This is a genomic window from Pseudodesulfovibrio mercurii (genome assembly GCF_000189295.2).
In the GTDB taxonomy this organism is placed as follows: Bacteria; Desulfobacterota; Desulfovibrionia; order Desulfovibrionales; family Desulfovibrionaceae; genus Pseudodesulfovibrio; species Pseudodesulfovibrio mercurii.
Window position 1 is genome coordinate 1,551,053 of the sequence record NC_016803.1, and the last position, 24,160, is coordinate 1,575,212.

Below are 24,160 nucleotides of genomic sequence, written 5' to 3' on the forward strand. Positions count from 1 at the left end.
GCCCTAGATCACGGCCATGGAACGCGCTTCCATGGGGCCGAGTTCTCTGATTTCGTTGATGAAGTTATTGACCGTCGCGGCAAACTCGTTGCCTTCGCTCGCCCCCACCCAGGTCAGCTTGACCCGCTCCTTTTCGATGCCGAACTGGGGCAGAATCTCGTTCAGGAGCTTGACCCGCCGCCGGGCCTTGTAGTTGCCGTTGATGTAGTGGCAGTCACCGGGATGGCAGCCCGAGACCAGGACCCCGTCCGCCCCGGAGAGCAGGGACTTGACGATGTACTTGGGGTCCACCATGCCGGTGCACATCATGCGCACCATGCGCAGGTTGGGCTGCTGGATCATGCGCGAGGTCCCGGCCAGGTCCGCCGCCGTGAAGGTGCACCAGTTGCAGACAAAGGCCAGGATGGTCGGTTCGAACTCGTTACTCATGACGTGCCTCCTCGACGACCCGCGTAACCGGGATGTCCACCGGATGCGCCCCGCCCGCCTCGGGCGGCAGCCAGCCGGGGACCATCCCTAGCAGTCCGTCTATTTCGTTGAATATCTGCGTCTCGTTGAAGTGCTTGATCTGGGCCGCGCCGCTCGGGCAGTACCCGGCGCAGGAGCCGCATCCCTTGCACATGGCCTCGTTGATCACGGCCACGTTGCGCCGCTCGTCGAACTCGATGGCCGAGTAGGCGCACAGTCCCACGCAGACCCGGCAGCCCACGCAGATGTCCGGGTTGATCCAGGACGTGGTCGGGGAGATGGAGACCGTGCCCTTGGCCGCCAGGGCCAGGGCCTGGGCCGCGCCGCCCGAGGCGTGGGAGACCGCGTCCGGGATGTCCTTGGGTCCCTGGCAGGTGCCGGCCAGGAAGACCCCGTCCGTGGCAGTGGAGACCGGCCCGAGCTTGGGGTGCTCTTCCAGGAAGAAGCCGTCCGAGCCCTGGGCGATGCCGAAGACGCGGGCCACCTCGGTGGCGTCGGGCCGGGGCTCCATGGCCGTGCACAGGATGACCATGTCCACGGGCAGGCGCACGTTGACCCCGAGCAGGGTGTCCTCGCCCACCACCACGAGCCTGCCGTCCTCCTCCACCACCTCGGCGGGCCGCCCCCGGATGAAGGTCACGCCCTCGTCCTGGACCCGCCGGTAGAACTCCTCGTACCCCTTCCCGAAGCAACGCATGTCGATGTAGAAATTGTAGACCTTGGTGTCGTGGCCGACCTTGTCCTTGATCAGATGGTCGTACTTCAGCGCGTACATGCAGCAGGTCCGCGAACAGTACTCATGGTAGTTCTTGTCGCGGGAGCCCACGCAGTGGATGATGGCCACGGACTCGGGCTTCCTGCCGTTCTTCATGACGATCTTGCCCTCGGTGGGGCCGACCGCGTTGTTCAGCCGCTCGAACTGGAGGGCGGTGTAGACCTCGTCGTACCGGCCGAAGCCGTATTCGCGCATGGGCGTCGGGTCCATGGTGTCGTAGCCCGTGGCCAGGACGATGGAACCCACGTGGAAGACCTCGCGGGACTCCTTCATGTCGTAGTCGATGGCCCCGGTGGGACAAATTTTCTGACACACGCCGCACTTGCCCTTGGTGATCATCTTGCAGGCGTCGCCGTCGATGACCGGGGTGTTGGGCACGGCCTGGGGCGAGTTGCGGTAGATGGCCTTGCGGAAACCCAACCCCTCGTTGAACTCGCTGATGGCCTTGGTCGGGCACTTCTCCAGGCAGGCCCCGCAGCCGGTGCAGACGTCTTCCTTCACGTAGCGCGGCTTGTGCCGGACCGTGACCGTGTAGTTGCCCACGAACCCGGTGACCTCCTCCACCTCGGACCAGGTCATCAGGTTGATGTTCGGCTCCTGGCTGACCGCGACCATCTTGGGCGTTGAGATACAGGCCGCGCAGTCGAGCGTGGGGAAGGTCTTGTCGAACTGGGCCATATGCCCGCCGATGGACGGGCTCTTCTCCACCAGGTGGACCTTGTGCCCGGACTTGGCGATGTCGAGCGCGGCCTGGATGCCAGCGATGCCCGCGCCCACGACCATGACGTCGGGCAGGACCCCGACCTCGCGCGAGTAGAGCTTCTGGTGGTCGGCCACCCGCTCCACCGCCGCCTCGACGATGTGCCGGGCCTTGGCCGTGGCCTCATCGGGATCGGCCGTGGTCCAGGAGCAGTGCTCGCGGATGCAGCAGTGCTGCATGAGGTACGGATTGAGCCCGGCCCGGGCGCACGCCTTCTGGAAGGTCTTCTCGTGCAGCCGGGGCGAACAGGAGGCGACCACCACGCGATCCAGGCCGTACTGCCGGATGTCCCGGATGATCATCTCCTGGCCGGGGTCCGAGCACATGAACTGGTAGTCGCGGGAGACGACCACGTCCTTGAGACCGCCCGCAAACTCGGCCACCCCCTCGCAGTCCACCTTGCCCGCGATGTTGGACCCGCAATGACAGACATAGACACCGATCTTTCTGGACATGTCCCATCCTCCATGCAATCCGTGGTCAACGGGTGGGTTTGCCGCTGGTCAGTTCCAGGGTCAGTTCGCCCACCAGCTTCTTGAGTTCCTCGTTCTCGGCCGCCAGCTCCATGTCGTTCGGAGCCAGGGGCGGCTTCTCGAACACGCGGTAGCTGTTCTCCAGAAAATGCCCCCGCCACTTGTAGTACTGGCCCGGCCGCAGATCATTGGACCGGCAGAGATCGTTGACGCACTCGCCCATCAATCCCGCCAGCACGATCCTGGCCTTGGTCTTGGAATCCCACTTTCTTCTCATCCGCCGAACCTCCTGCCGATCTTCCCGGTCTCGCCACTGCCGCCGTTCTCCCGAGGAGAGCCGGTGAGTCCGGTCACCTCCTCCGCCGTCGGTCGTCCCACCCTGCTTTCATGGCCAACCATCCGAATTGGAAGACGAAATCTACAAACATCAGCATGGACTTCCAGTCTGTGCGGGCAACTCACTTTCTCTCCTAGTCAAAATGCGTGCCGTTTCAAACATAGAGAGGAATATGAAGATGATAATGGATAGACATGTTCAATACGGCAGCATAAACCCCATGAAAAACGGAGATTTTTTGTCTCGTCGCGCAAGACGGTTCTTGCCCGGCAAGACGACGGGAGTCGGCCAGGAGAGTCGAGAATCATTTTCATCGGGAGTTTCAGCCCCCTTGCGCAAGGCCCGACTCTCCTTGTCTCCAGAGGATTTTCGGCCGAAAACGGTCTTGCGCGACGAGATACCAGAGCGGCGAGGGCGGAAATCCAGAGACATTTTTTCAAGGATTTCACAGACCAAAAGGCATTGCCCACGAACCGAAAATTATGCTACGTGTGAGCCATCATTCATGCTGCAAGGGGAGGGGGCACCCCATGACAGACATTCTCATCGTGGACGGCGATGCGGTCTTTGCCGAACGGCTGGCCGCTTCGCTTCTGGAGCACGGCTTTCCGACCAATGCCTGCGACTCGCTGTCCAAGGCGCTGGGCATCCTGCACACCGGCACGTTCAAGGCGGTCCTGCTCGGGGACGATCTGCCCGATGGGGACGTGGTGGACTATCTGGCCCTTATCCGCGAGGTACCTTCCTTTCCCGAGGCGATCATCATCACCCGCAGGCGGGACCCGGACATGGCGGAAAGGGCCATCCAGTCCGGGGCCTGGAACTACATCACCAAGCCCCTGAACCTGCAACGGCTCCTGGTCCTGCTGGAGCGGGTCATCACCTACCACACCAAGGTCCACTCCGGGTTCTGCCCCGTGTCGCTCAGGCGCGAGGGGATCATCGGCAACAGCCGGGCCATGCTCTCCTGCCTGGACGCCGTGGCCCAGGCCGCCACCAGCGACATCAACGTCCTGCTCATCGGCGAGACCGGCACGGGCAAGGAGCTCTTCGCCCGGTCCATCCACAAGAACTCCGCCCGCCGCAACAAGCCCTTCGTGGTCGTGGACTGTGCGGCCATGCCCGACACCCTGGCCGAGAGCCTGCTCTTCGGCCACGCGCGGGGCGCGTTCACCAGCGCGGACGCCCCCACCGTGGGCCTGGTCAAGCAGGCGGACCAGGGCACCCTGTTCCTGGACGAGGTGGGCGAGCTGCCCATGCCCCTGCAAAAGGTCTTCCTGCGCGTGCTCGAGGGCCGCAGCTTCCGGCCCGTGGGCTCCGCCCGCGAGATCACCAGCGACTTCCGGCTGCTGGCGGCCACCAACCGGGACCTGGAGGAAATGGTCGAGCAGGGCGAATTCCGGCGCGACCTCTATTTCCGGCTGCGCGGCATGCACATCCGCCTGCCCGCTCTGCGCGACATCGCCGAGGACATCAACGAGATGACCTGCAAGTTCATCCAGCGCCACTGCGAAAAACTCAAACTGTCCACCAAGGGGTTCTCCCCGGATTTCCTGGACGCGCTCATGCACTACGACTGGCCGGGCAACGTCCGGGAGTTGATCCACACCCTGGAGCAGGCCCTGTCCCGGGCGGGCAACGACGCGGTCCTCTTCCCCCGCCACCTGCCCAAGGCCATCCGCGCCCAGATCGCCCGCCGGTCCATGAGGCCCGAGCACCAGGCCGCCAAACCGGCCCACCACCACGAGATCGCGCCGCCGGACGCCTTTCCGGACATGCGCACCTACCGCGACCAGCAGATCGCCCGGAGCGAGGAGCGCTACCTCATGAACCTGATGGAGATCACCGGCGGCGACATGGCCGCCTCCTGCACCGTCTCCGGTCTGTCGCGGGCCCGCCTTTACGCCCTGCTCAAGCGCTACAACGTTTCCCGCAAGTGACCGGCCGGACCGAGTCGGCGGTGGCTTTTCCCGTCCAAACAGGCTATCCTCGCCGCCGAAGCGACGACCCGTTTCCGGAGGGATGTTTTCCATGCATGACTTTTTCGCCCCGCACCTGCTGGACCTGCTCTGCCTGGCCGTGTCGGCCGGGCTGTTCACGTTCTACCACCTGTACGTGCGCCACAAGCTCAAGGCCAACCCGACCTATTCGCTGTACGGGGCCACGACCATCGCCCGCACCGCCTGGGTGGTCAACGTCATGGAGGAGAAGAACGACATCCTGGCCGTGCAGACCCTGCGCAACTCGACCATGGCCGCCACCTTCCTGGCCTCCACCTCCATCCTCCTGGCCGTGGGGCTGCTGACCCTGTCCGGCCAGGCCGACAAGCTGGGCGAGACCTGGCACGCCATGAACCTCTTCGGCTCCCGCGCCGAGAGCACCATCACCCTCAAGCTGCTGATCATCCTCGGCAACCTGTTCATCGCCTTCTTCAACTTCTCCTTCGCCATCCGGCTGTTCAGCCACGTGGGCTTCCTGATCAACACCCCGCCCGAGGAAGGAAGCTACGGTGCGTCCATCACCTTCGTGGCCATGGAGCTGAACAAGGCGGGCGGCTATTTCCACATGGGCATGCGCGCCTACTACTTCCTGGTGCCGCTCATCTTCTGGCTGTTCAGCCCCCTGTTCATGCTCGCGGCCACGGTCACACTGGTGCTGATCATGTCCCGGATCGAAAGGACCCCGGACCTGGACTGCGAATATCTCGGCACCCTGTTCCACAATTCCTGCACCCTGCCGCGCAAATAGCCCCAGCGTCCGGCCTGCCATCCTCCCCCCGCCGGGGAAAACCGTCACCCCGGGCAGGGACGTACGGCAGCCGCAGCCTGTTGCCGAACGGGATTTCGGCTCGGAAATTTCACGGATTAGTCTGTTGAACTATACAATAAAACACGTTAGGTTTCGTTCCGTAATTACTGGCAGCATCGGCAAGGCCGGACAAACAGCAAGACCTGCGGTACGGAAATGAAATCGATCTCACTTGTTGTCCCCGTGTACAATGAAGAAGAATCCCTGCCCCTTTTCTTCACAAGACTCGATGATATAATTCTGAAGAAAAACGATGCGGAGAAGTATGACTTCGAGGTTCTCTTCATTGATGACGGAAGCCGGGATGCATCTCTGGCACTGATCAAGGCGCAAGCGGACGCCTCGGACCACATCAAATACATCTCCTTTTCCCGCAATTTCGGGAAGGAAGCGGCCCTGTCTGCAGGCATCAGACACGCCACGGGCGACGCCGTCATCCCCATAGATGCCGATCTGCAGCATCCCCTGGAACTTGTATGGGAAATGCTGGACAAGTGGGAGCGCGGGGCCGACATGGTCGTCGGCGTCCGGGACAAGCGGTCGGACGAGGGCTTCCTGAAGAAGAAAATCACCAAGGGTTTCTACAAGTCCATCAACAAGATCAGCGAGATACCGCTCATCGAGAACGCGGGCGATTTCCGGCTCCTCGACAAGCAGGTCGTCTCCGTCATCCGGGAGCTCCCGGAAAACAACCTGTTCATGAAGGGGCTCTTCTCCTGGGTCGGCTTCAAGGTGGACACGGTCCACTTCGAGGACAAGCCGAGGCAGGGCGGAAAAACAACCTGGAATTACTGGAAACTGTGAAACTTCGCCCTGGACGGCATCACGGCCTTCTCCACGGTCCCCCTCCGGATCTGGACCTATGTGGGGGCCGGGGTCTCCGCCGTCGCCTTCCTGTTCGGCCTGTTCACCCTGATCAAGACCCTGTTTTTCGGGGTGGACGTTCCGGGCTACGCCTCCCTGCTGATCGTCATGCTGTTCCTGGGCGGCATCCAGCTCGTGGGCATCGGCATCATCGGCGAATACGTGGGCAGGATTTTCAATCAGGTCAAGGGACGTCCCAATTATATCGTGAAGTACAAGAGGGGATTCGATGATTGACAAGCTCGTCCACAGCGGCACTGTGGTGAATGCATTATTCCTGTCCGCGCTGCTCGCCTTTTCCCACGCCCTGCTCAAGTACGCCTCGCAACACAAGAGCAACGGGGTCGTCGATTTCTTCCTTTCCAACTGGATCGCCGTGGGCTGTTCCCTGGCCATCTACGGCTTCATCTTTTTCTACTACTCCTACATTCTCAAGGTGATCCAGATCAGCACGCTCTACCCGATATACACGGGGCTTTCGATCATGCTCGTCTTCCTCATCGGCGTGTTCTGGTTCGGGGAAAAGACCTCCGCCATGCAGTGCCTGGGGGCGGCCTTGATAATCATCGGCGTGGTCATCGTCTCCAGAGGGGCCTAGCGGCGCCGCGGACGTCGGCGGGACCACGTCCCCCCGCCATGGAGCGGCCGGATACCGAAAAAACCAGCCAGGCGCGGGCCCGAGGGTGCCCCATGCGGGCAAATGGATTTTGGCACGGCATGAACGATGCCGCGCGACACGGTTCAATACGACAGAGGTTTTGATGACGATCCGTCCATGCCGCCACGACAGCAATACGGGCAGAATCCGTCAGTGAGGTCAATGATGCAGTGTATCAAGGCATGCAGGACGTTGTACGACGTCCTGCGCGATGTGGTCGTCAGGAATTACCCGACATGCATCATACTGACGATTTCATGGTTTCTCGTCTTTTCCACGTACATCTTTTCCGGCAGGCTCTACATAGACGACATAGGCAGGTCCATCAGGAACTACGACCTCTGGAGAACCGGAGGCCGTCCTCTCGCTGACATCCTCAGCCGCAGCCTCTATCTGTCCTCCTCCCCGTTCAACATATCGCCCATCAGCCATCTCCTGTTCTTTGCCGTCATGTCTTTCGTGGGCGTGATTATTGTCAGAATGTTCAATCGGAAAGAGTCGTTACGTAACGTCATCTACATCTTTCCCATCGGCATGTCGCCCTTCATCATCCAGATCGCCTCCTACGCGTTCGATTCCCCCTGGTATGCCATCGGCGTCCTGACGGCCACGCTTTCCGCCCTGACCCTGACATTGGAAACGGGCTTCCTGGCCGGGGTCACCCTGCAGGTATTCTTCATCGGCTGCTCCCTGTGCCTGTATCAGCCGACCTTCGGCGTCTACGTTCTCCTGGCCCTTTTGCTCATGTTCAACCGTCTGCTGCTGGGGAAAAGCATTCGCGGAATACTGTCGCAGACAGCCGTCTCATCCATCTGCGCACTGTCCCTGTACAAGATCATCTTGTCCTTCATGCCTCTTGCCTGGTACGCCGAGAACCACAAAGGGCTTTTCGGTATCAGGGACCTGCTCAGCGGATTCCTTGTCAACACGGGCCAATACATCTCGCTATTGCGTTCCGACTGGCAGGGCACGCCGTTTGGTTACCTCATGTTGGCGTTCATCCTGCTGTTCCTGCTGGGCGCTTTCCTGTACATCGGCAAGGATCGCCCGACCAGGACACCGCTCTACCTGGTCACGCTCGCCATCATTCCCCTCTGCGTGCTCGTCATCGGGGGGGTCCAACTGCTTCTGGCAAAACCGGTGTGGCATTACCGGGTCCTGGTGGCGGGCAGCGTCCTGGTCACGGCCCTCTATTTCGCCCTGCCCAGGATCAGCTCCAGGCTGCTGGGCAACGTCCTGGGCGTCGTCGTGGTGCTGATCTGCATCCATTCCGCCCTGTACGTCTCCCTCTATGGATACATCTCGAAAATCCAGGTCCAATACGAGACGTACATCCTGAACCATCTGGTCTTTGACGTGGATTCCTGCCTCGACAAGTACAACGACCTGGCGTCGTTGGACATACAGGGAACAACGGGAGTCTCTCCGGCGCTCGCCAATGTGTACGGGATCTATCCGACGATGAAACGGCTCAACCCCGCCACCCTCGACGGAAGAAGCTGGTGGGGTTACATGCAGCTCCAGTATTACAGCCGGCGCGTGGCGGGGTTGGCCTTCGAGGCGTCCACCGCCACCAGCCTGCCCCCCGCCGTGGTCCGCACGCCGTACTACTCGATCTACGTCGCCGACAGGGAGCTGATCATCCGCTTCCCCGAGGTGCCCCCGCCGCCCGCACACGAATAGCCCGACGCCCGACGGAACGCGCGCCCGCAACCGGCTCAGGAGACGACCCAGACGGTGCGGTCCTTGGCGTGGTGGATGAGCTTGTTGGAGACGCTGCCGAACAGGAACTCCTCGGCCTTGGACACGCCCCGGCGGCCGATGACCAGGGTGCCGTAGCCGCCCTCCTCGGCGATGGACAGGATCTCCAGGGCGATGTTCCGGCCGTGGCTGCAATCCTCCGCGCCCTCGGGCCGGGCCGCACAGCTGTCGATGTACTGGCTGCAGACCTCCCCGGCGGACAGGCCGCCCGCCTCCAGTTCGGCCGCCGCCCGATCAAGGAAGTCGCGCATGGCCTGCGAGTGCTCCCTGCACTGTCCGGACCAGCTGGTCTCGTCCGGGAACATGTCCCGCTCCGGCAGCCGCTCGATGTGCACCAGGAGCACGTCGTATCCCCGGCCGCCGTCCAGGATGGCCGCGGCGTAGCGCACGGCGCGCAGCGAATTCTCCGAACCGTCCACCGCGATGAGCACCTTCTTGAAATCCATGACCGCCCCCTTCGGGCTGAGGTTGATGGCGCGGGCCGCCCGGTTCAGCCGAGGAGCGCGCGGCACGGCCGAAGCTCGTCGAGCAGTTCCTCCACGGTGTCGTAGAAGACCTCGGCCTGTTGCGAAAAATGCAGGAACACGTTGTTCAGGGCCGCCGGGATGTAGGGGAAGAGCTTGCGCAGGTTGACCACCCGGTTGCGGATGACCAGGGAGTGGTCGCCCCGGTCCAGGCCGTTCAGGACCTCGGCGGAAAAGCCGCCCTGGTCCAGGTTGCCCAGGTTCCAGACCTGCTTGCCCGCGCAGTAGATGAGGATGTTGCCCAGGCCGAAGATGTCCAGGCCGAACGGGTTCTCGTGGAAGTCGAAGGTGTAGTCGAAGTCGATCCAGCGGTAGGCGCCCGTGCCGTACTCGATGAACAGGTGGTCACGCCGGATGTCGCCGTGCTTTTCGCCTTGGGCGTGCAGGGAGGCGATGGCCTCGCAGGCCCCCATGAAGTTGTCGAGGATGGCCGGGAAGTGCTCGTGGAAATAGGTCTCGTGGTCCGCCTTGACGGCGTAGACGTACTTGCCGATCTCCCGGCCCTGGACGATGTCCAGGATGCGCACCGGGTTGTCATGGTCGTCCCGACGGGTCACGCCGTGCATGAAGCGATGGTCGTCGGCCACCAGGTCCAGGATACGCGACTCCTTTTCCGGGCTGCGGTAGCACAGGACCTCGAAGTCCCCGACGTTGAGGGGGAAGCGCTCGAAAAAGACCAGCTTGAGAATCTTGGGCTGGCCGCTCTCCAGCTCCCGGCAGCGCTTGACCCAGTACTTGGGGTCCTCCATGCCGAAGCGCCGCTCGCTCTCGTCCTTGAGCACGAGATAGTGCGACCCCGCCAGCTCGATGACGTCACCGTGGTTGATGTCCATGAACTGGGTGGTGTCCGTGAACACCTTGCCGCAGCGCCGGACATCGAATTCCGGCATGTACCGTTCCACAAGCTCCCTGACCGCGTCCGACATGGCGACCCCCGCTTGACCGGTTCCCGAGAGAGTTCCCTACTCTTGCAGGATATTCGGCCGGGCGGGATATGGCAAGTATTCATTCCGGCGCGGCCGGAACTCCTGTAGCGGCGGTACGGACCGGCGGTGCGGACCGGGCGGCTAGCGCCCGGCCAATCTGGACTTCAGGGTCTGGGGGTAGTCGGTGATGATGGCGAAGCAGCCCGCGTCGAGCAGGGACAGGGCGCGGTCCATATGGTTGACCGTGTACGGCGAGACGCGGATGCCCGCTTCGGCCAGGCGGCGGACCGTGTCCTCGTCCAGGATGGCCTCGTCCGGATGGTAGCCCACGGCGCCCAGGTCGCGCAGGTACCCCTCGATGTCCTCGGGGTGGCGCTCCTCCACCAGGGCGGCCACGGGGATCTCCGGGGCCAGGCGGCGCATCTCGGCCAGGTAGTCGTGGTTGAAGGAGGAGATCAGGACGAGGTCCTCGGCCCTGGCCTCGCGGACCTTGCGCAGGACTTGGGAGACGATGGACAGGTCGCCCGGAGCGTGGATCAGGTCCTTGATCTCCAGGTTCATGGGGAAGTCGTTGCGCCGGATGAAGGCCAGGGTCTCCTCCAGGGTGGGGATGCGCTGGCCGCGCATGCGCCCGAGGTCGGCCTCGCGCACCTCGCCGCGCGCGATGGTCCCGTAGGGGTCCTGGGCGGCGAACCAGGTCCCGGCGTCCAGGGAGCGCAGCTCCTCCAGGGTGAAGGCGTGCACGGGCCACGGCGCGCGCTCGCAGAACTCGGGCCGGGCGGAGACGTCCGTGGTCCGGCCCAGGTCGTCGTCGTGAAAGACCACAAGCTCGCCGTCGCTGGTGCGTTGCACGTCCATCTCCCAGAAATCCGCGCCCAGCACCAGGGCCAGCTCGGCGGCCAGCATGGTGTTTTCAGGGGCCAGGGAACGCACGCCGCGATGGGCGCAGACATAGCCGCTCTTCGGCAGGTGATCGAAGAACATCAGTCCGTCTTCCTGTTGAAATAGAAGTTGACCAGGGCGAGCAGGGAGGTGCCCACGATGAGCATCAGCGAGACCGCGTTGATGACCGGGGTGGAGCCGTCGCGCACCTGGAGATAGAGGTTGATGGGCAGGGTCGGTTCCGAGCCCACGAGGAAAAGCGTGGTGTTGAAGTTCTCGAAGCTCATCAGGAAGGCCACGGCCCCGGCCCCGACGATGGCGGGCCGCAGGAACTTGAGCGTGATGTGGCGGATGACCCCGAAGGGGGTGGCCCCGAGGTTCAGGGCGGCCTCCTCCAGGGAGACGTCGAACTTGCGTAGCCGGGCCGAGACCACCAGGGTGACGAAGGTCGAGATGAACGAGAACTGGCCGAGGACGACCAGCCAGAAGCTCGGCCGGAACACGTCGAAGTCCAGGCCGAAGGTCTCGTCGAAGAAGGTGCCCGCCGTGTTGGCCGCGAGCAGCTGCGAGATGCCCAGGATCACGCCGGGGATGACCAGCGGGGCGAGCATGAGCAGATAGAGCAGCCCCTTGAAGCGGAAGTGCTCCTTCTCGAACAGGAAGCTCGCGCAGGTGCCGACCACCACGCTCAGGATGGAGACGAAGAAGGCGGTCTCGAAGCTGGTCAGGATGGCCCGCAGATTCTGCTGGTCGTGGAACAGGCCGACCCGGTCCGGGCCGTCGGCCAGGAACCAGTCCAGGCTGAACCCCTGCCACGGCAGGGACGGGAAGTCCGAGTTGTTGAAGGCCAGCACGCAGGTGACCACCAGCGGCGCGAAGAGAAAGACGAAATAGAGGACGATGAACCCGTTGAAGGCCCAGTCATACCCCTTGGAGCGCGGCAGGGAGCGGATCACGAGGCCACCTCCCCGAGCTTCTGGCCCGACAGCTTGAGCCCCGCCCAGATGATCAGGGAGCTTAGGACCAGGAGCAGGAAGCCGAAGGCCGAGCCCTGGTTCCAGTTGAAGCTGGCGATGAACTGGTTGTAGATCTGCTCGGTGAACCACAGGGAGTTCTTGCCGCCCATGAGGTTCGGGGTCAGGTAGTTGCCCAGCGTGAGCATGAAGACCACGATGGCCCCGGAGGTGATGCCCGGCTTGCAGTGCGGGATGATGATGGTCCGCCAGATGGCGGTCTTGCGCGCCCCCAGGTCGTGGGCCGCCTCGATGAGGCTGTCGTCCAGGCTGTCCATGACCGAGACCAGCGGGACGATCATGAAGAGCATGGAGGTGTAGACCAGCCCCATGATCATGGTGGCGTCGTTGTAGAGCATCTCCACGGGCTTGTGCAGCAGGCCGATTTTGACCAGGAAGAAATTGAGCACCCCGGACTCGCGCAGCAGGATCATCCAGCCGTAGATGCGCACCAGCTCGCTGACCCAGAACGGCAGGAGGATGAGGATCATCAGCGCGCCCTGAACCCTGGGCCGGGCCAGCTTGGAGATGTAGAAGGCCACGGGCATGGCCAGGACGCAGGTGATGGCCGTGGTCACGACCGCATAGAGCGCGGTCCGCACGAAGGTCAGCCAGTACACGGGCTCGGTGAAGAAATTCAGGTAGTTCTGCGCCGTCCAGACCATGTCGCCGTAGTCGTTCTCGCCCCGGAAGCTCATGATCAGCAGGTCGATGTGCGGCAGGATGATGAGCAGCAGAAGCCACATGAGCACCGGGGCCAGGAAAATCCAGAAGGCGAGGCGCGACCGGGCCACGGCGCTAGTCCTCCGCCCGGAAGCAGATGCCCGACTCCGGGTGCCAGCCCACGCAGACCGTGTCGCCGGGCCGGATATGGTCGAACCTGCGGTTCTGGGGCAGGGTGACGATCAGTTCCCGGTCCTCCCCGGTGACCGTGAGCAGGCGGCTGTTGGCCCCGTCGAAGAGGATGGACCGGACGGTCACGTCGAAGAGGTTCAGGCCGGTGCACTCCCTGGGCTCGATGCGCATGGCCTCGGGCCGGAGGAAGAGGTCCACCCGGGAACTGCCCGCGCAGGAGCGGTGGGCGCGGGTGTGGAAGGCGTAGCCCTCGTCCGTGGTGATGAGCACCTCGCCGTTGTCCAGGGTCCGGGTGACGGACCCGCGCCAGCGGTTGTTGTCGCCCACGAACTCGGCCACGAACGGGGTCTCGGGAGAGCCGTAGAGCTCCTGGGGCGTGCCCACCTGCTCGAACCGGCCGTTGTGCATGACCGCCACGTGGTCGGACATGACCAACGCCTCGGACTGGTCGTGGGTGATGTAGACGAAGGTCGTGCCCACCTTGGCCTGGAGCTTCTTGAGCTCCACCTTCATCTGCTCGCGCAGCTTCAGGTCCAGCGCGCCCAGCGGCTCGTCCAGGAGAAGCACCGAGGGCTCCAGGACCAGGCAGCGGGCGATGGCCACGCGCTGCTTCTGGCCGCCGGACAGCTGGTCCACGCGCTTGGGGCCGAAGCCGGGCAGCCCGACCCGCTCCAGGATGGCCTCGGTCCGCCGACGCACCTCGGCCGAGGCCGTGCCGCGCCGCTTCAGGCCGAAGGCCACGTTCTCGGCCACGTCCATCATGGGGAACAGGGCCAGGTGCTGGAAGACCAGGTTCACGGGCCGCCGGTTGGGCGGCACGCCGAGCATGTCGCGGCCGCGGATCTCGATGGTCCCGGAGGTGGGGTTCTCGAACCCGGCGATCATGCGCAGGAGCGTGGTCTTGCCGCAGCCGGACGGGCCGAGGATGGAAAAGAAGGAACCGTCGGGCACGTCGAAGGAGACGTCGTCCACGGCGGTGAATTCGCCGAAGCGCTTCACCAGGGCTCGGACAGAGAGATCATTGGTCATAGGCGTCAACCGGTTGTGTACGGAATGAGGCGGGGAGCCTCGCCGGCTCCCCGCCCCGTGCTGTCGTCATGCACCCGGCCAGATTAGTTGGCGGCCTTGATCTTGTCCAGGACTTTGCCTTCCAGGCTCTCGAGCTGGGCCGGGACCGGCGGATACCACTTGATGTTGTCGATGGCTTCCTGCGGGAAGGAGCGGCTGAAGTTGGCGGCCACGGCCTCGTCCGTGTACTTGAGCGCGTCCTTGGAGGCGGTGGCGCACTTCTCCTGGGAGGTGAAGTAGCCGCTGTTCTCGGGCTTCATCATGAAGTTGATCCACTTGTAGGCCGCGGCCGGGTTTTCGGCCTTGGCCGGGATGGCGAAGGTGTCGATCCAGCCCAGGGCGCCCTCCTTGGGGGCCTTGAAGTCGATGGCCGGGTTCTCGGCGTGCAGCTTCCACCCGCCCGCGTCCCAGGCCATGGCCACGAAGACCTCGCCGGAGCGCATGGACTCGATGAGCGCGTCGCCGTTGGCCCAGTAGTTCTGGACGATGGGCTTGCCCGCGATGAGCACCTCGGCGACCTTGTCGAGCATGGCCTTGTAGCCGTTCACGTCGCCGTACAGGGCGAACGGGTCATACCCCAGGGCGAAGCCCATGGCGATCAGGGTGGGCCGCTTCAGGCGGTAGCTGACCCGGCCGTTGAACCTGGGATCGATCAGGGCCTTGTAGGAGTCCACGCCCGAGGCCTTGTCGCTGTTGACCACCAAGCCGGAGGTGCCCCAGCAGAACGGCACCGCGTAGGACTTGCCGTCCACCAGGGTGTTCTTCTTGACCGCGTCGAGCATGGACGGGATGAACAGGGGGGCGTCGATCTTGGCGTAATCCATGGGCTGGTAGATCTTGAACTTTTCCTGGACCGAGGAGATGCGGTCCTGGGAGGGCTGGGCCAGGTCGAAGCCCGCGCCGCGCGTGGCGCGCAGCTTGGCGATCATCTCCTCGTTGTTGGAGTAGGTCACCTCGACCTTGATGCCGGTCTCCTGCTCGAACTGTTCCACGAGCTTCTGGGGGGCATACCCCTTCCAGGTCAGAAGTTTGAGGGTCTCGGCCCGCGCCGTCCCGGCGAAGGCGAACATTGCCAGCATGAATACCACGAAAATCCGTTTCATCATCGTCTCCGTTTGCACGTGTTGGGTTGATTCAAACGTTTGTTACAGCCATCCGGCCCGTTGCGCAATATCGGTGTGTTACAAACGCATTAACTTATCGTCTTCGTTGCGGTCCGGGCCGCTCCGGCGAGGGTTTCCGCGTCCCCGCCCGGAGCCAGGGCCAGGGCGTCGTCCACCTTGAGGTCCACGCCGGACAGCCCGCGCCGGAAGGCCTCGCGCATGAGCGCGCACAGGGTCCGGGCCGCCCGCGCGTAGTCCAGCCCGGCGGGCCGGATGTTGGAGATGCAGTTGCGCGCCTCGTCCGTGGTGGCGGGCGCGGGCCCGTAGGTCATGTACACGCCCATGCTGTCCGGGGCACTCAGCCCCGGCCGCTCGCCGATGACGACCACGGCCATGCGCGCCCTGAGGGCCAGGGCCACCCGGTCGCCCAGGGCCACCCTGCCCTGCTCCACGAAACAGAGCGGGCCCATGCGCAGGCCGAGACCGTCGAGCAGGGGGCGCAGTTCGTCCCGGAAGGGACGGAAATTCCGTTCGATGGCCGTGGACGACAGCCCGGCCGAGACCAGGAAGGCCACGTCGCACCCCTTGCCCGCCCGTGCCGTGAGCATGGCCTCGCTCTCCGGGGCGAGCAGCCGCCCCAGGTCGGGCCGCCGCAGGAAGGTCGCCCGGTCCGGGGCCCGGCTCATGACCTCCAGGTATTCGATCCCCCCGAAGGCGGCCTCGCGGTCCAGGACCTGGTGCACGGCGTCCCGCGCCCTGGCGTGGTCCAGCTGGAAGGCGAGCACGTCGCGGGTGCGCAGGCCGACCCCGGCCCGGCCGAGCGCGATGCGCGCGTCGGTCCAGGCGCGCAGCCCGGCCCAGAAGTCCTCGGGCACCAGATCGGCGGCGGCCAGGTCGCCGCCGGAAAAATCGGATTCAGGAGGACAGGCCACGGAGCCGCTCCTTGTCGGGGATGCGCAGGGCGCTCTTCGGAGCCCTCAGCGCGCCGTGCTCGAAGATGCCGGTGCGCTCGAGCCAGGCCGCGAACTCCGGGGCCGGAGCCAGGCCGAGCTGGCGGCGGAGGTACAGGGCGTCGTGGAAGGAGGTGGACTGGTAGTTGAGCATGATGTCGTCCGCGCCCGGCACGCCCATGATGTAGTTGCACCCGGCCACGCCGAGCAGGGTCAGCAGGCTGTCCATGGAGTCCTGGTCCGCCTCGGCGTGGTTGGTGTGGCAGACGTCCATGCCCATGGGCAGGCCGAGCAGCTTGCCGCAGAAGTGGTCCTCCAGCCCGGCCCGGACGATCTGCTTTTCGTCGTAGAGGTACTCCGGGCCGATGAACCCGACCACGGAGTTGACCAGGAACGGGTCGTAGCGCCGGGCCAGGCCGTAGGCCCGCGCCTCCAGGGTCTGCTGGTCCACCCCGTGATGCGCCCCGGCGGACAGGGCCGAGCCCTGGCCGGTCTCGAAATACATGACGTTGTCGCCGACCGTGCCGCGCTTCAGCGACCACCCGGCCTCCAGCCCCTCCCGCAGGAGGTCCGGGGTCACGCCGAAGCTCCTGTTCACGCCCTCGGTGCCGCCGACGGACTGGAAGACCAGGTCCACGGGCGCGCCCCGCTCCACGGCCGCGATGGTGTTGGTCACGTGGGTCAGCACGCAGGTCTGGGTGGGGATGTCGTACTCCCGGCGCAACCGGTCCAGGAGCTCCAGGAGCCGGACGGCCGAGGCCGTGCTGTCCGAGGCCGGGTTGACGCCGATGCAGGCGTCGCCGCTGCCGTACATGAGCCCGTCGAAGACCGAGGCCGCGATGCCCGCCGGGTCGTCGGCCGGGTGGTTGGGCTGGAGCCGCGCGGCCAGGGTGCCGGGCAGCCCCACGGTGGTGCGAAAGCGCGTGACCACGCGGACCTTTGAGGCCACGTGGATGAGGTCCTGGACGCGCATAAGCTTGGACACGGCCGCGACCATCTCGGGCATGAGGCCGGGGGCCAAAGCCTTGAGCGCGTCGCCGTCGGCCCCGGCAGTGAGCAGCCAGTCGCGGAACGCCCCCACGGTCAGCCCGGCCACGGGCGAAAGGGCCTCGCGGTCCAGGGTATCCACGATGAGCCTGGTCACGGCGTCGTCCTCGTAGGGGACGACCAGGTCCTCGAGAAAGGCGGACAGCGGGACCTCGGCCAGGCAGAGCCGGGCCACGGCCCGCTCATGCGCCGAGCGCGCCCCGATGCCGGCCAGTTCGTCCCCGGACTTGGGGGCCGAGGCAGCGGCCAGCAGGCTGCGCAGGTCCGCGTATTCGTGGGTCACGCTGTCGAGGGTTACGGCATACATGGCGGCCTGGGGTTCGGGGTTGCACGGGATCGCTTCCGGGACGAACGACTCGATTCCGTGCGAAAATCGTTCCAGCCCGGTCCCCGGCCACGGGACCGCGCGCCGGGGCTCCCCGACCATACCCGGCCGGGTGCCCCGGGACAAGGCGTCGCCCGGACAAAGACCGCTCCGGCCGCGTTCCTTCGTCGTCCCCGGCCGGGCCGGACCGTCTACAACAATGTCACACGGACGCGGTTCAAATGCCCAAAACGGCAAAACCGGCGGGGAGCCGGTTCACTCCTGGTCCGGCAGTCCGTCGAGGACCGGCACCGCGTCCAGGTCGTGGTCCCAGTCGGCCCGGCGGGCGGAGAAGATATGGCCGTCGGGCCGGACCGGCACGGCCGTGTCCATGCTCCCGGCGGGCACGACCAGGAGCGCGCCGTCCATCTGGAGGTTCGGCAGGGCCGAGCCGCAGACCGTGCAGAAGCTTTTGACGTGCCCGCCGCCCTCGAAGTCGAAGGTCCGCACCAGGCCCTCGCCGCACAGCCAGCGCAGCCGGGCCGTGGACGAGAACAGGTTGGCCGCGTGGGCCGAGCCCGTGTCCTTACGGCAGCGCTCGCAGTGGCACAGGAAGAACTGTTCGAACGCCCCGTCCACCTCGAATTTCACGGCCCCGCACAGGCAGCCGCCCGCATGTCTTCCGGTCATGCGCACTCCTTGCTTTGCCCGCCCGCGAGGGGAGGATGCGTCGTCGGTCGGCCCCGTCGCCGGGGAAGGTCCAGGCAGGCCAGGGCGCAACGGGCGAACAGCTCCACCCCGGGGGCCAGGCAGGCCTCGTCGAAATCGAAACGGGGGTTGTGGTGCCCGGCGGCCAGGTCGCTGCCGAGCATGAGGTACGCCCCCAGGCCGCCCTGGGCCTGGACCGCGTCGAGCATCAGGGCGAAGTCCTCGCTGGCGCGCATGTCTGCCCGGTCGCGGATGTCGGTGAAGCGGCCCATGGCCTCGGCCGCGCGGCGCACCACGGCCGCCGCCTCCGGGTCGCTCCGGCCGCCCGGTGACCGACCCTGGACCGTGATCTCGTGGTCCACGCCGTACATCATGGCCGCCCCGGCGACCACCTCCCGCGCCCGCTCGAAGACGAACCGGTCGATCTCGGTGGTCCGGCCGCGCGTTTCGGCCTCGATCACCGCCCCGGCCGGGATGACGTTGCGCCCCTGGCCCGCGTGCAGCGTGCCCACGGTGATCCGCGAGGTCCCCTGGCCGTGGCGCGGAATGGCGTGCAGGTTCAGGGCCGCGTTGGCCGCGGCCAGCAGGGCGTTGCGCCCCTGCTCCGGGGCCGCCCCGGCATGGGCCGCCACCCCGGTAAAAGCAACGTCGAACTTGGTGGTGGCCAGGAACCCCTCCACGCCGCAGACCAGCTGCCCGGTCCGGGGGGCGCGCAGGCCGATATGCCCGCCCAGGAGGTAGTCCACGCCGTCGAGCACGCCCGCGTCGACCATGGGCCCGGCCCCGCGCACGCCCTCCTCGCCGGGCTGGAAGATCAGCCGGACCGTGCCGTGCAGCCGGTCCCGGAGCTCGGCCAGCAGTTCGGCCACACCCAGCCCTATGGCCGTGTGCCCGTCGTGGCCGCAGGCGTGCATGGCCCCCGCGTTGACCGAGGCGAACCCCACGCGGTGGGGCCGGTGGCCGTTGTCGCGGGCCTCGTCCAGATCGTTGGCGTCCATGTCGAAGCGCAGGGCCACCACCGGGCCGGGGCCGCAGTCGAGTTCCCCCACGACCCCGGTCAGGCCGTCAGCCATGCGTGCGATGAGGTCCGGATCGCCGCCCTGGGCCACGGCCCGGTCCATGTGGACCGCCAGCTCCCGGGCCGGGGGCGCGCCGAACATGGACTCGCGGCGCACCGCGTCCCCGCCCAGGCGCACCGCGTACCCGGCCTCGGCCAGGGCCCGCGCCACCAGGGAGGCGGTCCGGAACTCGGTCCAGGCCGTCTCGGGATACCGGTGCAGGTCCCGCCGCCGGGCGATGAGCCCGTCCTTCATCCCGGCCGCCATCCCGGCCGCCAGCCGTACATTTTCCATGGTCGCGTGATCCGTCATGTGCTTCCTCCCGGACGTCCCCCTGTTGTGGACCAACGGGCGGCCAAATGCAAAGGGCAAGGAGGCCCCGTCCCCGGCCCGGACGCAAAACGGCCCGGAAGGTCATCCTTCCGGGCCGTCGGTTTCGTCCGCGCCGGGCCGTCGCGCCCGTTGCCTAATCGTGGCTGTGGCCGTGCCCGTCGCCGCCGTCGTGGGCGTGGCCCTCGTCGTGGCTGTGGGTGCCGTGGCCGTGCTTGTGCTCGCCCTCGACCCCGTGCTCATGCCCGTGCTCATGCTCATGGCTGTGCACGTGGCAGTGTTCATGGGTATGGGTGGTGCCATCCTCGTGGGTGTGCTCGTGCACGTGAGCGTGTTCGTGCTCATGTTCGTGCATATGCCCGCCCTTGTCACCGTGGGCGTGCTTGTGGGCCACCTTGTCCTTGCCGGTGTTGCAACCGCAGTCCTTGCACATGGCGTCCTCCTTCGGGGCTGAATCATAGCCCTCTGAATAAAGTATGTATTCGATTCCCGCCGAAGACAAGCCCCGCAACAAAATTCCCTTCGTGCCCGGACCCGGGGACCGGTCCCGGCCGGGTGGCACGGCTTGGCACGAACGCCGCGGCCGTGCCCCCCGCGGCGCACGTTCCGCCGCCCGATGCCCGGATCAGTCCAGACCCGCCACGTAGTCCATGATGGCCTGGGCCGAACGTTTGGAGCGGCTCACGGCCTCGGCCACGGTCTTGGCCCCGGTGACCACGTCGCCCGAGGCGAACACGCCCTCGCGGGTGGTCCGGCCGTCCTCGTCGGTGATGATCAGGCCGGTCTTGCCCACCTCCAGGCCCACCAGGTTGGAGCGCGGGGCCTGGCTGACCGCGATGAAGGTCGAGTCGGCCTCGAACAGGAACTCCGAGCCCTCCACGGGCTCCACGCGGTTGCGGCCGTCCTCGCCCTCCACGACCCGCGTTTCCACGCAGATCACGCCCTGTTCGGTCAGTTCCTCGGGGGAGGTGTGGAAGCGGAAGCGGACCCCGTCCACCTTGGCGTACTCGTATTCGTATTTGGTGGCGGTCATGTCCGCCTCGCCCCGGCGGTAGAGCACGGTGACCTCGCGGACGCCCTTGCGCAGGGCGGTCCGGGCCACGTCCATGGCCACGTTGCCCGCGCCGATGACCGCGACCCTCGGTCCCAGGTTGTAGACGCCGGGATTCTGGAGATAGTGGATGGCGTAATGCACGTTGCCCAGGGTCTCGCCCTTGAGGCGCAGCGGCTTGGGGTTCCAGACCCCGGTGCCGATGAAGATCGCACGGTAGTCGTCGCGGAACAGGTCGTCGATGCCGATGACCGGCCCGATGAGCGTGTTGGGCCGGATCTTCACGCCCAGGCCCAGGAGCTTTTCCTTGAGCTTCTCGAGGATGTCCTTGGGCAGGCGGAAGTCCGGGATGCCATACTGGAGCACCCCGCCGATCCTCTCCTTGGACTCGAACAGGGTCACGTCGAACCCCTGGCGGGCCAGGATGATGGCCACGGTGATCCCGGCCGGGCCGGACCCGATGATGGCGATGCGCTTGCTGTTGTTGCCGTTTGCCGGGCGCTCGGGCTGGAACTGCTCCAGGTAGTAGCGGGAGATGTACTGTTCGATGCTGCTGACCTGGACCGGCGCGCCCTTTCTGCCCAGGACGCAGTGTCCCTCGCAGAACCGTTCGTGCGGGCAGATCAGCGAACAGACCGCGGTCAGGGGGTTGTTGTCGAACAACAGCGCGCCCGCCTTGCGCATGTCGCCCGCGAGCAGGGCCTCGACCATGAGGTTGGCCGGGGTGGAGACGGGACAGCCCTTGCTGCACAACGGCTTCTTGCACTGGAGGCAGCGCGCCGCCTCTTCGATGATGTGTTTGCCCATTCCTGTTCCTTCCTGGTTGTCGATATGACCCGGCACGCCGGACAGACAGATGGTCCTACAGGAACTCCGGAAAACGCGCAATTCCCGCATGTCCGTTAGACCGCCGGGTCATTCTGATCCGGCGGTACCCCCGAAACGGGGCACATGACCCCAGGAGTCCCGCCGAGCGGCGGCCAAAAGCGGTCGATTCACCCCGGTTGTCCCGGTCCGGCACGGTTCGCCAACATCTTTGATTTACGTAATATTCCCGACCATACCGGGAGAAAACGCCCCGCCTTCGCCGCCGGACCGTGCGGCTGGTCCCGGAATTGCCGGGCGAACCCATTCGGCGCCACCCTTTGCCGGAAAGGAAGGCCGCCCGACCATGGCGCCGCCGTCCGGGGCAGTTCCGCCCCCTTCCGCTGATGAGAATACATCGATCAATAGAATGCTCCGATGTATATTGGTATGTTCAATCGAGCATAATAATTGACATGTCCTGTCGAGCATAATAATAGAACCTTCTGTCTGGGATGTTCTGCTATTCCACCGTTCGCAACGCTGCTGCTGGATGCGGCACGGTCGCGTTCCGCGAGGTCATGGGGGGCCGCGCGGTTATCCCGGACACGCGGCCGGTCTGCCCATGCTCATGAGGAAACCGGAATGAAATGCTCTCGACTGCTGCTGCTCATCGGACTGTTCGTCGCGCTCTGCGCCACGCCGTCCCTCGCCCAGGACGGGGACGGCAAAACCCAGGACAAGGCCGAGTACACCCTCGGTGAAGTCGTTGTCAGCGACTCGTCCAGCGTCCTGGAGAAATCGACCACGGTGACGGAGATCACCGGAGAGGAACTGAAGAACGCCGGGGCCCTGACCCTGGCCGACGCCTTCAAGATGGTGCCCGGCGTGACCACCCGCACCGCGGCCGACGGCACCTGCCGCATCGACATCCGCGGCATGCGCACCCGGAACATCAAGCTGCTGCTCAACGGCATCCCGTTCCAGTCCGTGCTGGACGGCCAGTTCGACCCGGACGCCATCCCGGTGGAGAACATCGCCCGCATCAAGATCACCCGCGGCGCGTCCTCGGTGCTCTACGGCAACGACGGCAACGCGGGCGTCATCGACATCATCACCAAGAAGGGTACCAAGGATTTTAAGGGAACGGCCGGCGCCATGGCCGGCCAGGGCGATCTCTACAAGCTCCAGACCACCATCGCGGGCGGCATGGACAAGCTGGACTACTACATGGGGGCCAGCTACCTGACGCGCAACGGCTACCCGGTCTCCTCGGACTTCGACAATACCCTTTACCAGGACTCGGACCTGCGCAAAAACAGCGACCGCGAACACGTCAACGTGCTCGGCAACATGACCTACCAGGCCAGCGACAGCACCAGCTTCGGCGCGGTCCTCAACCTGTTCGAGGGTGAGTACGGCAAGCCGCCGTCCACCATCAAGGGCAGCGCCACCGACCCGTTCGCCAAGACGCCCAAGTACGAGCGCGTCCTGGACTACAGCGGCGCGGACGCGCAACTGGCCATGAACCACGAGTTCAACAAGACCGTGGACACCCGGTTGATGATCTACGCCAGCCGCGAGTACAACGAGACCTCGCGCTACGACGACGACAACTACGACACCCAGACCAAGAAGGGCTCGTTCCACAGCAAGTCCACGTCCACCACCCTGGGCCTGAACAACCAGTGGGGCTACAACACCGACTCCTTCGGCCGGTTCGTCCTGGGCCTCATCGGCGAGCGCCAGAACTGGAGCGAGAACGGCTTCACCCGGATCAACAACACCACGTCCGGGCCGCTCGACGCCGACGAGACCCTGAGCAACTACGTCGTCGCCCTCCAGGACGACGTGTCGCCGCTCAATGACCTCCAGGTCTCCCTCGGCCTCAGCCTCAACGGCCAGGCCCGGAGCTACAAGACGTTGAACACCTACTCCTACGTGCTGGCGGCCAATTACCAGCTCTTCGAGGGCACCAACATCAAGGCCTCCCAGGCCCGCAAGATCCGCAACCCCTCGATCCAGAACCTGTATGACTCCGTCGCGGGCAACGCCGATCTGACCAACGAGATCAACTGGCTGTACGAGGTGGGCATCTCCCAGGCCCTGCCCCTGGCCTCCACCCTGGACTTCACCGTGTTCCGGAACGATTCCGAGAACTACATCGAAAAAGTGGGCGACGTTTACCAGAACCACGACAAGTACCTCTTCCAGGGCTTCGAGACCACCCTGTCCTCCCGCCTGGCGGAAGGACTGTCCACCCAGTTGGGCTACACCTACCTGGACAGCCAGAACCTCTCGGACGACGCCCAGACGCACAAGCTGCAATACCGGCCGCGCCACAAGATCACCGCCCAAGGCACCTGGGTGGCCCCCACGAAGACCACGATCTTCGCCGGGTGGCGCTTCTTCTCCGACCAGTGGACCATCGAAGGGTCCGAGACCAAGCACATGCCCGACTACGGGCTGGTGGACATCAAGATCAGCCAGGCGTTCACGGACGCCCTGTCAGTCTACGTCGGCGCGGACAACCTGTTCGACGTGGACTACGAAGAGTCCTACGGCTTCGCCCGGCCCGGGCGCGTCGTCTACACGGGGCTGGACTACACGTTCTAGCCCGCCGGGGAGCGTCC

Annotated in this window: 23 protein-coding genes; 7 read left to right on the forward strand and 16 right to left on the reverse strand. The window is 65.2% G+C overall.

Features of this window, described 5'->3' with window-relative positions; genetic code table 11:
- Positions 1-3: 3 nt before the first annotated feature.
- Genes DND132_RS07060 through DND132_RS07070 form a run of 3 tightly spaced genes read right to left on the reverse strand, consistent with a single transcriptional unit; the run spans position 4 to position 2,753 of the window.
- A complete protein-coding gene (locus tag DND132_RS07060) occupies positions 4-429 on the reverse strand; it encodes a hydrogenase iron-sulfur subunit (protein ID WP_014322028.1) in 426 nt (141 codons plus the stop codon).
- Complete coding sequence (locus DND132_RS07065) at positions 422-2,458, reverse strand: CoB--CoM heterodisulfide reductase iron-sulfur subunit A family protein (RefSeq protein ID WP_014322029.1); 2,037 nt, start codon at positions 2,456-2,458, stop codon at positions 422-424. Before DND132_RS07065 ends, DND132_RS07060 begins: the two co-directional genes overlap by 8 nt.
- A 25-nt stretch (positions 2,459-2,483) precedes the next feature.
- Positions 2,484-2,753 (reverse strand): transposase, encoded by a 270-nt coding sequence (locus DND132_RS07070; protein ID WP_014322030.1) that lies wholly within the window; start codon positions 2,751-2,753, stop codon positions 2,484-2,486.
- A gap of 590 nt (positions 2,754-3,343) precedes the next feature.
- On the opposite strand from DND132_RS07070, the gene DND132_RS07075 reads away from it, so the two are divergent.
- The 6 genes from DND132_RS07075 to DND132_RS07095 all read left to right on the forward strand — a co-directional run bounded on the left by DND132_RS07075 (position 3,344) and on the right by DND132_RS07095 (position 8,826).
- Positions 3,344-4,753 (forward strand): sigma-54-dependent transcriptional regulator, encoded by a 1,410-nt coding sequence (locus DND132_RS07075; protein ID WP_014322031.1) that lies wholly within the window; start codon positions 3,344-3,346, stop codon positions 4,751-4,753.
- Between the two features lie 91 nt (positions 4,754-4,844).
- Positions 4,845-5,561 carry a DUF599 domain-containing protein gene (locus tag DND132_RS07080; protein WP_014322032.1) on the forward strand — a complete coding sequence of 239 codons (717 nt, stop codon included), beginning with the start codon at positions 4,845-4,847 and terminating at the stop codon, positions 5,559-5,561.
- Between the two features lie 216 nt (positions 5,562-5,777).
- The gene (locus tag DND132_RS07085; RefSeq protein WP_202945501.1) at positions 5,778-6,425 is read left to right on the forward strand and encodes a glycosyltransferase family 2 protein; all 648 of its coding nucleotides are present in this window, start codon (positions 5,778-5,780) and stop codon (positions 6,423-6,425) included.
- Between the two features lie 60 nt (positions 6,426-6,485).
- Positions 6,486-6,722, forward strand: coding sequence for a hypothetical protein (locus DND132_RS18615; RefSeq protein WP_202945502.1), 237 nt, complete (start codon positions 6,486-6,488; stop codon positions 6,720-6,722).
- Positions 6,715-7,083 (forward strand): DMT family transporter, encoded by a 369-nt coding sequence (locus DND132_RS17580; protein WP_014322033.1) that lies wholly within the window; start codon positions 6,715-6,717, stop codon positions 7,081-7,083. Before DND132_RS18615 ends, DND132_RS17580 begins: the two co-directional genes overlap by 8 nt.
- Before the next feature lie 225 nt (positions 7,084-7,308).
- Complete coding sequence (locus DND132_RS07095; RefSeq protein ID WP_014322034.1) at positions 7,309-8,826, forward strand: glucosyltransferase domain-containing protein; 1,518 nt, start codon at positions 7,309-7,311, stop codon at positions 8,824-8,826.
- Between the two features lie 35 nt (positions 8,827-8,861).
- On the opposite strand, the gene DND132_RS07100 is transcribed toward DND132_RS07095, so the two are convergent.
- From DND132_RS07100 to DND132_RS07160, 13 genes are all read right to left on the reverse strand, one after another.
- A complete protein-coding gene (locus tag DND132_RS07100) occupies positions 8,862-9,350 on the reverse strand; it encodes a universal stress protein (protein ID WP_014322035.1) in 489 nt (162 codons plus the stop codon).
- Positions 9,351-9,394: 44 nt separating this feature from the next.
- Positions 9,395-10,354 carry a hypothetical protein gene (locus DND132_RS07105; RefSeq protein ID WP_014322036.1) on the reverse strand — a complete coding sequence of 320 codons (960 nt, stop codon included), beginning with the start codon at positions 10,352-10,354 and terminating at the stop codon, positions 9,395-9,397.
- Positions 10,355-10,495: 141 nt separating this feature from the next.
- Positions 10,496-11,338 (reverse strand): glycerophosphodiester phosphodiesterase, encoded by an 843-nt coding sequence (locus tag DND132_RS07110; RefSeq protein ID WP_014322037.1) that lies wholly within the window; start codon positions 11,336-11,338, stop codon positions 10,496-10,498.
- Positions 11,338-12,192: an ABC transporter permease gene (locus DND132_RS07115; RefSeq protein ID WP_014322038.1), complete on the reverse strand. Its 855-nt coding sequence runs from the start codon at positions 12,190-12,192 to the stop codon at positions 11,338-11,340. Before DND132_RS07115 ends, DND132_RS07110 begins: the two co-directional genes overlap by 1 nt.
- Positions 12,189-13,043, reverse strand: a complete 855-nt coding sequence (locus tag DND132_RS07120; RefSeq protein ID WP_014322039.1) for an ABC transporter permease — start codon at positions 13,041-13,043, stop codon at positions 12,189-12,191. The genes DND132_RS07115 and DND132_RS07120 overlap by 4 nt, the downstream gene beginning before the upstream one ends.
- 4 nt (positions 13,044-13,047) lie before the next feature.
- The gene (locus DND132_RS07125; RefSeq protein ID WP_014322040.1) at positions 13,048-14,133 is read right to left on the reverse strand and encodes an ABC transporter ATP-binding protein; all 1,086 of its coding nucleotides are present in this window, start codon (positions 14,131-14,133) and stop codon (positions 13,048-13,050) included.
- Positions 14,134-14,216: 83 nt separating this feature from the next.
- Positions 14,217-15,275 (reverse strand): extracellular solute-binding protein, encoded by a 1,059-nt coding sequence (locus DND132_RS07130; protein WP_014322041.1) that lies wholly within the window; start codon positions 15,273-15,275, stop codon positions 14,217-14,219.
- An 89-nt stretch (positions 15,276-15,364) separates the two neighbouring features.
- On the reverse strand, positions 15,365-16,207 hold the full coding sequence (eutC, locus tag DND132_RS07135) for an ethanolamine ammonia-lyase subunit EutC (RefSeq protein WP_014322042.1): 843 nt from the start codon (positions 16,205-16,207) through the stop codon (positions 15,365-15,367).
- Entirely contained in the window at positions 16,191-17,579 is a 1,389-nt protein-coding gene (locus tag DND132_RS07140) for an ethanolamine ammonia-lyase subunit EutB (RefSeq protein ID WP_148266958.1), read from the reverse strand. The genes eutC and DND132_RS07140 overlap by 17 nt, the downstream gene beginning before the upstream one ends.
- A 273-nt stretch (positions 17,580-17,852) precedes the next feature.
- Entirely contained in the window at positions 17,853-18,266 is a 414-nt protein-coding gene (locus tag DND132_RS07145; protein ID WP_014322044.1) for a GFA family protein, read from the reverse strand.
- Positions 18,263-19,654 (reverse strand): amidohydrolase, encoded by a 1,392-nt coding sequence (locus tag DND132_RS07150; RefSeq protein ID WP_014322045.1) that lies wholly within the window; start codon positions 19,652-19,654, stop codon positions 18,263-18,265. The genes DND132_RS07145 and DND132_RS07150 overlap by 4 nt, the downstream gene beginning before the upstream one ends.
- A gap of 154 nt (positions 19,655-19,808) precedes the next feature.
- The gene (locus tag DND132_RS18170; protein ID WP_014322046.1) at positions 19,809-20,105 is read right to left on the reverse strand and encodes a hypothetical protein; all 297 of its coding nucleotides are present in this window, start codon (positions 20,103-20,105) and stop codon (positions 19,809-19,811) included.
- A gap of 192 nt (positions 20,106-20,297) precedes the next feature.
- Entirely contained in the window at positions 20,298-21,530 is a 1,233-nt protein-coding gene (locus tag DND132_RS07160; RefSeq protein WP_014322047.1) for an NAD(P)-dependent oxidoreductase, read from the reverse strand.
- Positions 21,531-22,172: 642 nt separating this feature from the next.
- On the opposite strand from DND132_RS07160, the gene DND132_RS07165 reads away from it, so the two are divergent.
- A complete protein-coding gene (locus tag DND132_RS07165) occupies positions 22,173-24,143 on the forward strand; it encodes a TonB-dependent receptor (protein ID WP_014322048.1) in 1,971 nt (656 codons plus the stop codon).
- The last annotated feature ends 17 nt before the right edge of the window (positions 24,144-24,160 follow it).